The organism is Hafnia sp. (assembly GCF_036648275.1).
Taxonomy (GTDB): domain Bacteria; phylum Pseudomonadota; class Gammaproteobacteria; order Enterobacterales; family Enterobacteriaceae; genus Hafnia; species Hafnia alvei.
Genome location: NZ_JAVXIQ010000051.1, coordinates 1 through 12,596, shown reverse-complemented (window position 1 = coordinate 12,596; position 12,596 = coordinate 1). Strand labels below are relative to the sequence as shown.

Sequence of the window (12,596 nt, the reverse complement as noted above, 5' to 3'; positions counted from 1 at the left end):
ATGGCTGCTTCTGGGGCGCAGAGCGTCAGATTGTTGCTACAGCGACATTCCGTTTCTAAGATGTACTCTCAAGGGTGCGGGTCAACCGCACCCGTTCTTTTATACAAAGAACATAAGACTAAAGGTCATACCGCAATTGAGTAAAACGGCGATTTCCACCCCATCTACCTTCGCTTTGCAACAGGTTAGCTTTACTGTCCCTGGGCGCACATTGCTGCAAAATGTCTCTCTTACGTTCCCCCAAGGGCAGGTATGCGGCCTGATTGGTCATAATGGCTCGGGCAAATCTACGTTGTTAAAAATGCTTGGCCGTCACCAATCTCCTAGCGAGGGACAGATTCTGTTAGGCACTAAGCCGCTCGCTGATTGGGACAGCAAGGCGTTTGCGCGTGAGGTTGCTTACTTACCACAGCAACTTCCGGCCGCTGAAGGTATGACCGTGCGCGAATTAGTCGCTATCGGTCGTTATCCTTGGCACGGTGCTTTGGGGCGTTTTCGCAGTGAAGATCGTGAACGAGTGGAAGAGGCAATTGCGTTGGTCGATCTCAAACCTCTGGCTGGACGCTTGGTTGATAGCTTATCCGGTGGCGAACGACAGAGGGCTTGGTTGGCAATGACCGTAGCGCAAAATAGTCGCTGCTTATTGCTTGATGAACCCACTTCCGCACTGGATATTGCGCATCAGGTTGAAGTTCTGGCACTGATCCAACGTCTCAGCCGCGAACGCGGTTTAACCGTTATTGCGGTGTTACACGATATTAATATGGCTGCACGATACTGCGATTATCTCATGGCGCTGCGTTCCGGTGAGCTTATCGCTCAGGGTACACCGGACCAAATCATGCAAGGTGAGGTGTTAGAAAAAATCTACGGTATTCCGATGGGAACGCTGCCGCATCCAAGCGGCGGTGCTCCGGTGAGCTTTGTTTTTTGATGATCGTTTTCTGATGAGCATTACCCATGAGCCGTTTTAACTTTCCCGATTTAGGGCGTCGCCGTTTCGTGATGGCTCTGACTTTATCGCCGCTCTTGCTGCCTCTAGCCGCGCATGCATCGCTAAATTCTAAAACAGAATTTCCCGATCTGAACCGGATCGTGGCGCTCGAGTGGTTACCGATAGAGTTGCTGATGACGCTCGGCATAACACCTCTTGCCGTAGCGGAAATTGCCAATTATCGTTTGTGGGTACAAGAGCCTCAGTTAGCGCCTTCGGTACTCGATCTGGGGAATCGTACCGAACCCAATATGGAATTACTCCAGCAGATCGCCCCCTCTCTGATTCTCTACTCTGAAGGCTTTGGTCCGTCGGTGCCAAAGATGCAAACTATCGCCCCGACGATGGGATTCTCCTTTAACGATGGTTCAGGCACACCGCTTAAGCTTGCTAAACAATCGTTGCAGAATCTAGCGGCAAGACTGGGCATTCCAGAACGTGCCACCGCGCATTTGGCGCAGTTTCAGCAACGTTTGGCGCAAAGTAAACAGCGTCTACGTCCTTGGGATAAAACCCCGCTGCTGCTGTTTACGTTGCTGGATGCCGACCATGCGTTAGTTTTTGGCAAAGGCAGTATGTTCCAAGAAGTGATGGATGAACTTGGTTTAAAAAATGCGTGGACGGGGGAAACTAACTTCTGGGGAAGCGCTATTGTCGGCATTGAACAGTTGGCGACGGTATCACCGCAGTCACAGGCTATTTTCTTCAGCCATGGTAATGACGCATTATTTGCTCAGGTACAGCAGACGCCTTTGTGGCAGGCGTTGCCATTTGTTCGTGCCAGAAAAGTGATTAGCCAACCGGGCGTTTGGTTCTACGGAGCGACGCTTTCAGCTATGCGTTTTTGTGATTTGCTTGAATCGGCGCTAGGAGCAAAATCATGAACGCCAGAGTTAATCATTCTCAACGTAAAAATGCCCAACATAGAATCTTGCTTTGGCTGATTCCGCTCTTACTCGCGCTGCCTGCGCTGGCCTTGACGCTGTTTAATTTCCATCACCAGCTACCGGTTAATCAATGGTGGCAGGCGATGACCACGCCCGATATTAATAATATCCAACAGGTTGTGATGCATTACAGCATTTTGCCGCGCGGTGTGGTGTCTCTGCTGGTTGGTGCAGGTCTTGGCCTAGCGGGGCTGCTGTTCCAACAGGTGCTGAAAAACCCACTGGCTGAACCCGCAACGCTGGGCGTTTCTGCCGGTGCGCAGTTTGGTGTGACGGCTGCGATACTGCTGGCTGTAGCCCCCGGAAGTTGGATGATGCAAGTTGCCGCGTTGCTCGGCGCGGTGTTAGTCGCGCTCATCGTGTTTGGATTATCGTGGGGCAAACGTATGTCTCCGGTAACGTTAATCCTTGCAGGCTTGGTCATGGGGCTATACTGCGGCGCACTTAATTCCCTGATGGCGCTGTTTAACTATGAATCGCTACAGGGCATGTTCGTGTGGGCGAGCGGGGCGTTAAACCAGCACGATTGGCATAATGTTACCGACCTTGCTCCGCGCTTGTTGGTCGCCTTCATTCTCTCTGCGCTGCTTATTCGCCCTTTAACGCTCCTTGGTTTAGACGACGGTGTTGCGAAAAATTTAGGTTTAGGTTTGAGCTCTGCGCGTCTCGCGACCTTGGCTTTGGCGGTTTTGATCAGTGCCCAAATGGTGAATGCCGTTGGGGTTATTGGTTTTATCGGTTTGTTCTCCCCACTGCTAGCACGTATCTGTGGCGCTCGCCGTTTGTCTCAACGCCTAGTGATGGCTCCACTGATCGGCGCTTTACTGCTCTGGTTAACCGATCAGGTTGTGCAATGGTTAGCAGTGGTTTGGCATGAAATTCCAACCGGCTCCGCGACCGCGTTGATTGGCGCGCCGGTATTGCTGTGGTTATTGCCTAAGCTGCGAACCCGCGGCAATGTGCCTGATATGAATCAGGGCGACCAAGTCGCGCCGGAGCGTCATCATCTTTGGCGCTGGATGATCGTAGGCATGGTCTTGCTTGCGCTTGCACTGCTCATCGCGCTGCTGTTTGGGCGTGGCAGCGAAGGTTGGTACTGGGCACAGGGCATACAGATTGAAGAGATGATGCCGTGGCGCTGGCCGCGTGTGATTGCCGCGTTAGCGGCAGGCATGATGCTGGCCGTTGCGGGAACCATGATCCAAAAACTCACGGGAAACCCGATGGCGAGCCCTGAGGTTTTAGGTATCACTTCTGGTGCGGCACTCGGCGTATTAGTACTGCTATTGCTGGTTCCAGGCAACGCGTTCGTTTGGCTACTCCCGGCTGGCAGTCTCGGTGCGGCGCTCACGCTACTGTTGGTGATGATTACGTCGAGTCGAAACGGTTTTTCTGCCCAGCGAATGCTGCTGGCGGGGATCGCCGTAAGCACGGTTTTCTCCACGCTCGTTGTCATGGTCTTGGCGAGCGGTGATCCGCGTACAGGGATGCTGCTGACGTGGCTGGCTGGTTCAACCTATGGCGTTGACGGCGCTCAGGCGTTGCGTACCGCTGGAGTGGCTGCGGTATTGATTGCCGTGACTCCGCTTTGCCGACGCTGGCTGATGCTGTTGCCGCTGGGATCTGTCACCGCGAAAGCCGTTGGCGTGGCGCTAATGCCTTCTCGGATAACGATTTTACTGATTGCCTCTGCGCTCACGGCGGCGGCAACGCTGATGACGGGCCCGTTAAGCTTCGTCGGGCTGATGGCCCCCCACATGGCACGTATGTTAGGTTTCAAACGCGCCATGCCACAACTGATGATCGCAGCGCTTATCGGCGGTTTCCTGATGATGTTTGCGGATTGGTGTGGACGAATGGTGATGTTCCCTTACCAAATTCCAGCCGGTTTACTTGCGACCTTCATTGGTGCGCCATACTTTATTTTCTTGCTACGCAAGCAGGCGAGATAGAACTCACTTCAAATAGATAAAAAACTAGCCGCATGGTGCGGCTAGTGTTGATGTTTAGCTGTGAGCGTTAGAAAAACGAATCATCGTCGTTGTTATTGTCGCTATCGTCGTCGCTACCAAAGCCTGAATCGAAGAACCCGCTGTCCTGTCCATTTTGATTAGACGTATCATCCTGCCAATCAGCATTCTGCAAGTCTGGCTGAGTGTTATCAGGTTGCGCATTATCCGCTTGAGTGAGATCGGGCTGGGCTGAATCGGGTTGAACCATGTTGTTGTCTTCAACCACGTTCACAATCTCTTCTGGCTGGCTGTTGCGGAACATACCTGTCAGCATATCGGCAATCACAACGCCCCCAGCGACACCCGCCGCAGTTTGTAACGCCCCGCTTAAGAAACCGCTGCGACGAGACGGTGCCGCAGCATAGCCATTATTGGCATAGCCGCTGTTAGCAGAATTGTTGTTAGCATAATTGCTGTTAGCGTAGTTTGCCGCACCAGGAATGGGTTGGCTGCCGCTGTTTGGAGCCGATGTTGGTCGAGTCTCGCTGCCGCCGCCAAACAAACCTGCCAGAAAACCACCGCTGCTTTGACGCGGCTGACTTTGCAATTGAGTCACCTGCTGCTGTAGCGCATTCACCTGATCGTTCAGGCGCTTAATCGCCGCTTCTTGTACCAGCATTGCCTGAGCCATGTAATAGGGCGCCGAAGGCTGTTTAGCGATACATTCCTGAATCAAACGTTCTGCCTCGGCATCCCGAGGCCCACTGCCTGCTTCCGCCTGCTGGATTCGGGAGAAAAGATCGGAAATAACGCGTTGCTCTACGGATTGTTGCTCTGACATAGGAACCTCAACAAATACTTTTGCCAAAAATGGCGATAAAACCCAATCATCTTGAGATTAATGTAATGGCGATACATCAAAGATCAATATGAGTTAACGCTTTGTCACAAAGGCAGAGGTTTCTATACAGACAGCCCATAAAGAGATAATGCTGTTCACTTAAGAGATACAGGGGTGGTTACGGAACACATCCATGTGTTCCCCCCTAAAATCAGGCTCACGTGAATGGCATTACCATAAACGAGGGCTGATGGTGGGGCGCATTACTTGGCGATTTCTTGCACCAGCGGCAGTAAAATTTTCACGCTGTCACGAGTGCGAGCTTTGATTCGTCCCGGCAAATGCTTGTCCAGATACTGAAGGTTGTCATACTGCGGCTGATGCCAACTGGTTCCTGCAGGGAATTGCGCTGTTTTATTCGTTTGTTGATAACCCTCTTTTTTGCTCAAAGATCCATTGCTGGCTTCAACGGTCAACACGGGAATTTTGGCTGCATCAAACGGCATTTGAGCAGAGCAACAGCCGTTACCCTGCGGATAATGCTCGCTATGACCATTATTGATCGCGGCGTGAATACCGAGGCGTTTTGCCAGCTTAAGCGCACGATCGCGGGTTTTTTCGGCCACGGCTTTCGGCGTGTTGACGCCGCTGTGGAAATAGAGCTTATCACCGGTAATTAACGAATCGAGGTTTATCACCAACAGGGTATTGGCTTTGTCGGTTTGGCTCATTCTGCTCAGATAATTTTCTGCCCCCTTGTTACCCAACTCCTCTGCGCTGAGTGCGAGAAAGCGGACGGTGGCCTTGGTTTTTACATTACGCAACCGCTCGGCAAGTTCCAGCATTACGCCAACGCCTGAGGCATTGTCATCCACGCCCTGTAGCGTTAAACCGCCCAGATTATGGTTCACATCGTCATCGCTCAGCGGCGTATAGGTATCCAAATGTGCGACGATTAAAACTTGTTTGTCTGTTGTCCCTGGTTTTACCGCAATGACGGAGGTGGCATTAACGTTATGCCAATCTTTTTTGCCTTCGTTTGAGGTGTAAATGTATCGAGTTTTGAAATCTCTTAAATCACTTTGATAGCCCATCGTTTGGAAGCGTTGATTGACGTAATCGGCCATCATCAGCTCTGCTGGACTCCCCGCCATACGGCCGGGAAAATAGGTGGCAATATGGCGTACTTCTTGTTCGGCAATTTTGCCAACGGGCTGATGAGTGACGCCTGCGGCTGAAACCGTAAAGCTACTGCTCAGGCATAAGGCGGCACACACCAGTTTAAGGGAACGGCAGGAAAACATGGGTAAAGCGTCCTTAGATCTGCTGAGAGCTTGAAAGGCGATCAACAGAGTAATAATCAGGGTGATAAATCAGTGTAGGTAGTATGAAGTCTCTACTGTTATTAAACAATTTCTAGCGTTCTTAAAATTTAAGGAAATGTTTTATTGTTTAATCTTGCGCTATCTAGCCTGCCTGCATATTTCTTTCGGTTATTTCAAATACCTTTTCGTCATTTCATTTGCGTTAAGCTGACGTCTTATAGTGCCTCTATTCTTCGCCCTTGACGTTACAGCTGCGTTCACCCACCGCAATGCCGGACAGAGTTTTACGGCCGCTTTCGACAGGCTGCTTTGCTGTAACATCAATGGCTTGGGAAAAGAGTCCGAGGCGCCAGCGTGGCCTTCGGGAGAATTTCTGGCTTAAGGATCGTCCATGGATAACCAACGACTGACTCACTTACGGCAGCTCGAAGCGGAGAGTATTCATATTATTCGCGAAGTGGCTGCAGAGTTTTCCAACCCTGTCATGATGTACTCCATCGGCAAAGATTCTTCGGTGATGTTGCATTTGGCGCGTAAAGCATTTTATCCCGGCACGCTGCCGTTCCCTTTGTTGCATGTTGATACCGGCTGGAAATTCCGTGAAATGTACGAATTTCGTGACCGTACCGCAAAAGCCTATGGCTGCGAACTTCTGGTACACAAAAACCCCGAAGGGGTTGCCATGGGCATCAGCCCGTTCGTGCATGGCAGCGCCAAGCACACCGATATTATGAAAACCGAAGGGCTGAAACAGGCGCTAAATAAATATGGTTTTGATGCCGCCTTTGGCGGTGCCCGTCGTGATGAAGAAAAATCTCGCGCCAAAGAGCGGATCTACTCATTTCGCGATCGCTTTCATCGCTGGGACCCGAAAAATCAACGTCCTGAGCTATGGCATAACTACAACGGACAGGTAAATAAAGGCGAGAGCATCCGCGTATTCCCGCTTTCCAACTGGACCGAACTCGATATTTGGCAATACATCTATTTAGAGAATATCGATATTGTTCCGCTTTATTTGGCTAAGCCACGCCCCGTACTTGAGCGTGATGGCATGCTAATGATGGTGGATGACGATCGTATCGATCTGCAACCGGGTGAAGTGATTAAACAGAGAATGGTGCGATTCAGAACGCTAGGCTGCTGGCCACTCACCGGAGCAGTAGAGTCTCAGGCACAAACGCTACCGGAAATTATCGAAGAAATGCTGATCTCAACCACCAGCGAACGTCAGGGCAGGATGATCGACCGCGATCAGTCTGGGTCGATGGAGCTGAAAAAGCGCCAAGGTTATTTTTAAGGATTCGCTTGAAGAAATTAGCTGAGGAGCTAGCGTCATGAGCCAGATTATCAACCATTCGATTGCTGACCAAATCGCTGAGCAAGGCGGTGTGGAAGCCTATTTACAACTGCAACAAGATAAAAGCCTGCTGCGTTTTCTCACCTGCGGTAGCGTAGATGACGGAAAAAGTACGCTGATTGGCCGTTTGTTGCACGATACACGTCAAATTTACGAAGATCAGCTGACTACGCTACACAGTGATAGTAAACGTATCGGTACGCAGGGGGAAAAGCTCGATCTGGCTCTGCTGGTCGATGGTCTACAGGCTGAGCGCGAGCAGGGGATAACGATTGATGTTGCCTACCGCTATTTCTCAACCGAAAAACGCAAATTTATCATCGCCGATACCCCTGGGCATGAGCAATATACGCGTAATATGGCCACCGGCGCGTCTACCTGTGATTTGGCCATTTTATTGATCGATGCACGTAAAGGTGTGTTGGATCAAACGCGTCGTCACAGCTTTATTGCCACGCTGCTCGGTATTCGCCATTTGGTCGTCGCCGTGAATAAAATGGATTTGCGCGATTATCAACAGGATGTCTTTGAGCAAATTAAACAGGATTACCTGAGTTTTGCAGAGCAACTACCCGCTGATTTAGAGATCAAGTTTGTTCCGCTATCGGCGCTTGATGGGGATAACGTGGCGTCGCAAAGTACGGCGATGGGCTGGTATCACGGGCCCACACTGCTGGAAATCTTGGAGTCCGTAGACGTTGTGCATGATGCTGAAAAGCAGCCGCTACGTTTTCCGGTGCAATATGTTAATCGACCGAATCTGGATTTCCGTGGCTACGCGGGTACGTTATCGGCCGGCGTTATCAGCGTCGGACAGGCCGTCAAAGTGTTACCGTCTGGCGTATCTTCGCGCGTTGCTCGCATTGTGACCTTTGATGGTGACTTGCAGAAAGCCGTTCCCGGTGAGGCTATCACTTTAGTTTTAGAAGACGAAATCGACATCAGCCGTGGCGATCTTATCGTCGCGGCGGAGGAGTCGATTCCTGCCGCACAGGGCGCCAGTGTGGACGTGGTGTGGATGTCTGAGCAACCATTGAGTCAAGGACAAAGCTTTGACATCAAGTTGGGCGGTAAGAAAACCCGAGCGCGTATCGAAAGAATTCACTATCAGGTTGAGATCAACACACTGACACAGCGAGCGGTTGAATCACTCCCGCTTAACGGCATTGGTTTGGTCGAGCTGACCTTTGATGAGCCTTTGGTGATTGACAGCTATGCACAAAATCATGACACCGGCAGCTTCATCTTTATCGACCGTCTAACTAACGTCACCGTTGGCGCAGGTCTTATCCGTGAAGCACTGACTCAACAACCGCTAGAAAGCGACGCTTACAGTGCGTTTGAACTTGAGCTCAATGCCTTGGTCCGGCGTCATTTTCCTCACTGGGGAGCACGTGATTTGCTGGGCGGTAAATAATGCGAAAGGATGTTTGAGTGACTGATATCAATTTATTACAACAGGCTACTGAAAGTAACTCTGCCAACCCTGATATCGTCTGGCATGAGCATGCAGTGAGGCGTGAAGATCGCGAAAAACTGCATGGTCATCAAGGGGCGGTTCTGTGGTTCACCGGACTCTCTGGTTCGGGCAAATCGTCGATTGCCGGTGCTTTGGAACAGGCTCTGCACCACATAGGGGTAAGTACCTACTTATTAGACGGGGATAATGTGCGTCATGGCCTGTCGCGCGATCTGGGTTTTAGTGACGGCGACCGCGTTGAGAATATTCGTCGCGTCGGTGAGGTGGCTAAGCTAATGCAGGATGCGGGATTGATAGTGCTCTCCGCATTTATTTCCCCCCATCGCCATGAACGTCAATTAGTGCGTGAACTCTTGCCAGAGGGGCGCTTTATTGAGGTGTTTGTGGATACGCCGCTAGCGGTGTGTGAGCAACGCGATCCCAAGGGACTCTACAAAAAAGCGCGCGCCGGTGAGATTAAAAATTTCACTGGAATCAGCTCGGCTTATGAAGCACCCGAGCAGCCTGAGGTTCATTTAAATGGCGAACAATTAGTAACAAATTTGGTCGCACAAATGTTAGACGTTTTACGCCATAACGCTATTATCAAACCCTAGTTATTGTTGCTTGGAATTCATTCTTAGAGTGAATGCAACGATTTTTCAGGGTTGATATATGCTGATAAACGCCGCCAACATTCCCGCTGACAAGAAAACGTCATTGGATAAAGAAGAGCCTTCGTACGCCTTTGCTGGTGGTGTCTTGGGCTTTTCATTCTATTGGTTAGCTTTTGTTCTGCCATTTATCGTCTACGGCATGAATACGCCTTTCTTCTTGCTCTATACTTGGCCGTTTTTTTTAGCGCTGATGCCGATTTCTGTGTTATTGGGCATTGGCATTAATAAGCTGGTTTCAGGTCGACTGCTTATCAGCGTGCCGCTGTGTGCCGTGCTCGTTGTGATGCTGTTTTGGCAAACCTTTTCTTTATTGACCGGTTGGTGATTTCGCCGTTTAGACTCTTTACACTTCAAATTGCCCGCGCTTTGACGATGATGTTGGTTCACCTAAACCTACAGGCACGCCTTGGGCGCTCACTTGCCGCATGACTTAGCGTTAAGAGTCAGCGCGGATCAAACTATTTTTATTCTATTGTTCAATCTTCCCGCGGCTCTGCCGATAACCCAGAGATATTATAAAAATATATCTTTGGGGAAAGATGTTATGGCAAATGTATCAATCACAATGGCCGTTCCTGCAGCGGGGAAATCACCGGCGCTCACTGGCAGTGGTGAAAGCGTTGGCAGCGGTAGTGGCAAAACCGTGGGCGCCAGCACTGCCGGCGGCGGTTCAGGACGTATTCAACAGCTCACCAAACAAATCCAAGAGCTACAGCAACAGCTGCGCGATTTAGCCAACTCAGGTGGGTCACCCGAGGAAATTAAAAAGCAGCAAGAGCTGATTCAGGCTCAAATTAAAGCGCTTCAGGCAGAGATTGCACGTATTCGTCAGCAAGAAATGGAGCAGACCCAGCAAAATCAATTAGATAAAGTAGGTAAAACCGGTGATGGGGTAAACCGTCCAACCGATGAAAACCAGATCGATGTCTATATTTAATGGACTGATTTGCTCGTCATTCTCTAATGGAATAGTGCCGTTCACTTAATCCTGATGTTGGGGGGAAGTACACCGATAGAGCCTCAGCGGTGTGCTAGCCCCCTGTTTCTCGCTTTCTGAAATGTGCACATTACTCTGAGGACGGTCGGCTTCTTGAGTCGCTGGCTCAATGGTGATACTACGATTCACGGTTTTACATAACTTTTCCGCAACCTCTAGCCCGCTCGATTTCTTTCCTATGCTATTATGCGCAACTTGCCTTCCCGCTGATGCCCTGTATCTTGCAAATTGCAGGTGTGATGGGGAATAAATATTCGATATTGTCGTGGTGATAGATGACGAACTATCTGCATTTTCCTAGTTTTGACCCAGTGATTTTCTCCATCGGACCGGTCTCTTTACATTGGTATGGCCTGATGTATTTGGTGGGCTTTGTCTTTGCCATGTGGCTGGCAGTGCGCCGTGCTAACAAGCCGGGAAGCGGCTGGACCAAAGATGAAGTTGAAAATCTGCTGTATGTCGGTTTTTTGGGGGTCTTCCTCGGTGGCCGTATCGGCTATGTCCTGTTTTATAATTTCCCCCTATTTCTTGAAAATCCACTTTACCTATTCAAAGTCTGGGATGGCGGGATGTCATTCCATGGCGGCCTGATTGGGGTCATCGTGGTGATGTTAGTGTTTGCGTACCGCACCAAACGTAACTTCTTCCAAGTATCTGATTTTATTGCTCCATTAATTCCTTTTGGTTTGGGGGCAGGTCGTTTAGGGAACTTTATCAACGGCGAACTGTGGGGACGAGTGACTACGGATACACCGTGGGCGATGTTATTCCCAAGCTCACGTAGCGAAGATATTCCTTTGGCGGCAAGTAATCCGCAGTGGCAAGAGATTTTAAACCAGTATGGTGTGCTGCCTCGGCACCCGTCCCAGCTGTATGAACTGCTGCTGGAAGGTGTGGTTCTGTTTATTATTTTGAACCTGTTTATTCGTAAACCGCGCCCAATGGGCAGCGTTTCTGGATTATTCCTGATTGGCTACGGTGCGTTTCGTATCATCGTGGAATTCTTCCGCCAGCCTGACGCTCAACTCGGACTGTTCGATGGCGTCATTAGTATGGGGCAGATTCTTTCCATCCCAATGATTATTGCGGGTGTGATCATGATGATTTGGGCCTATCGCCGCCAGCCGCAGCAAAAAACTCTTTAAGCAACGCCGAAAGCCTGTGGCAGAAAAACTGCTGCAGGAGTCAACAGTACAAACGTCGTGAGGTGACATGAAACAGTATCTGGATTTAATGAAAAAAGTGCTCGCAGAGGGAACACAAAAGGCCGACCGTACCGGAACCGGCACTGTGTCCATTTTTGGGCATCAGATGCGTTTCAACCTGCAAGAAGGCTTCCCGCTGGTCACCACTAAACGTTGTCATTTACGTTCCATCATTCATGAGTTGTTGTGGTTCCTGAATGGCGATACCAATACGGCCTATCTGCGTGAAAATAACGTCACCATTTGGGATGAGTGGGCAGATGAAAACGGCGACCTTGGCCCTGTTTACGGCAAACAGTGGCGGGCTTGGGGCGCAGCCGATGGCCGCCAGATCGACCAAATCAGCAAGGTGATGGAACAGTTAAAACAGGATCCTGATTCACGCCGCATTATTGTTTCGGCGTGGAACGTGGGCGAGCTAGACCAAATGGCGTTGGCACCTTGCCATGCGTTCTTCCAGTTCTATGTTGCTGACGGCAAACTGTCCTGTCAGCTCTATCAGCGTTCCTGTGACGTATTCCTTGGCTTGCCGTTCAATATTGCTAGCTATGCGTTGTTAGTGCATATGATGGCACAGCAGTTGGATCTCGACGTGGGTGACTTTGTTTGGACTGGCGGTGATACCCACCTGTACAGCAATCATATGGAACAAACTCAGCTCCAGCTAAGCCGTGAGCCTCGAGCGTTGCCTAAGTTAGTGATTAAGCGCAAACCTGAATCCATCTTCGACTACCGTTTCGAAGATTTCGAGATTGAAGGTTACGATCCGCACCCCGGAATTAAAGCGCCGGTTGCGATATAATTTCATCTATCCGTTCAATAAAGCGCCAGCCACCGAG

At 50.3% G+C, this 12,596-nt stretch carries 12 protein-coding genes; 10 read left to right on the top strand and 2 right to left on the bottom strand.

The window, feature by feature from the left end:
• Positions 1-136 precede the first annotated feature (136 nt).
• Genes fhuC through fhuB form a run of 3 tightly spaced genes read left to right on the top strand, consistent with a single transcriptional unit; the run spans position 137 to position 3,893 of the window.
• Positions 137-934: a Fe3+-hydroxamate ABC transporter ATP-binding protein FhuC gene (gene fhuC, locus RSC70_RS20545; RefSeq protein ID WP_039190113.1), complete on the top strand. Its 798-nt coding sequence runs from the start codon at positions 137-139 to the stop codon at positions 932-934.
• Positions 935-960: 26 nt separating this feature from the next.
• Positions 961-1,878, top strand: a complete 918-nt coding sequence (fhuD, locus tag RSC70_RS20540; protein ID WP_130961650.1) for a Fe(3+)-hydroxamate ABC transporter substrate-binding protein FhuD — start codon at positions 961-963, stop codon at positions 1,876-1,878.
• Complete coding sequence (fhuB, locus tag RSC70_RS20535; protein ID WP_130953882.1) at positions 1,875-3,893, top strand: Fe(3+)-hydroxamate ABC transporter permease FhuB; 2,019 nt, start codon at positions 1,875-1,877, stop codon at positions 3,891-3,893. The genes fhuD and fhuB overlap by 4 nt, the downstream gene beginning before the upstream one ends.
• Positions 3,894-3,960: 67 nt before the next feature.
• On the opposite strand, the gene RSC70_RS20530 is transcribed toward fhuB, so the two are convergent.
• Both RSC70_RS20530 and RSC70_RS20525 read right to left on the bottom strand, forming a co-directional pair.
• Positions 3,961-4,734, bottom strand: a complete 774-nt coding sequence (locus RSC70_RS20530) for a DUF2076 domain-containing protein (protein ID WP_130974672.1) — start codon at positions 4,732-4,734, stop codon at positions 3,961-3,963.
• Positions 4,735-4,997: 263 nt separating this feature from the next.
• Entirely contained in the window at positions 4,998-6,038 is a 1,041-nt protein-coding gene (locus RSC70_RS20525; RefSeq protein WP_061059616.1) for an aminopeptidase, read from the bottom strand.
• 412 nt (positions 6,039-6,450) lie between these two features.
• On the opposite strand from RSC70_RS20525, the gene cysD reads away from it, so the two are divergent.
• The 7 genes from cysD (at position 6,451) to thyA (ending at position 12,559) form a co-directional block, all read left to right on the top strand.
• Positions 6,451-7,359, top strand: coding sequence for a sulfate adenylyltransferase subunit CysD (gene cysD, locus RSC70_RS20520; protein WP_004094410.1), 909 nt, complete (start codon positions 6,451-6,453; stop codon positions 7,357-7,359).
• Between the two features lie 37 nt (positions 7,360-7,396).
• On the top strand, positions 7,397-8,836 hold the full coding sequence (gene cysN, locus RSC70_RS20515; protein ID WP_064572923.1) for a sulfate adenylyltransferase subunit CysN: 1,440 nt from the start codon (positions 7,397-7,399) through the stop codon (positions 8,834-8,836).
• 17 nt (positions 8,837-8,853) lie between these two features.
• Entirely contained in the window at positions 8,854-9,495 is a 642-nt protein-coding gene (cysC, locus tag RSC70_RS20510) for an adenylyl-sulfate kinase (protein WP_039190095.1), read from the top strand.
• Between the two features lie 61 nt (positions 9,496-9,556).
• Positions 9,557-9,880 (top strand): DUF3561 family protein, encoded by a 324-nt coding sequence (locus RSC70_RS20505; protein ID WP_373368230.1) that lies wholly within the window; start codon positions 9,557-9,559, stop codon positions 9,878-9,880.
• Positions 9,881-10,099: 219 nt separating this feature from the next.
• The gene (locus RSC70_RS20500; RefSeq protein WP_008814546.1) at positions 10,100-10,492 is read left to right on the top strand and encodes a FlxA-like family protein; all 393 of its coding nucleotides are present in this window, start codon (positions 10,100-10,102) and stop codon (positions 10,490-10,492) included.
• A 335-nt stretch (positions 10,493-10,827) separates the two neighbouring features.
• A complete protein-coding gene (gene lgt / locus RSC70_RS20495; RefSeq protein WP_008814545.1) occupies positions 10,828-11,697 on the top strand; it encodes a prolipoprotein diacylglyceryl transferase in 870 nt (289 codons plus the stop codon).
• Positions 11,698-11,764: 67 nt separating this feature from the next.
• Complete coding sequence (thyA, locus tag RSC70_RS20490; protein ID WP_008814544.1) at positions 11,765-12,559, top strand: thymidylate synthase; 795 nt, start codon at positions 11,765-11,767, stop codon at positions 12,557-12,559.
• Positions 12,560-12,596 lie beyond the last annotated feature (37 nt).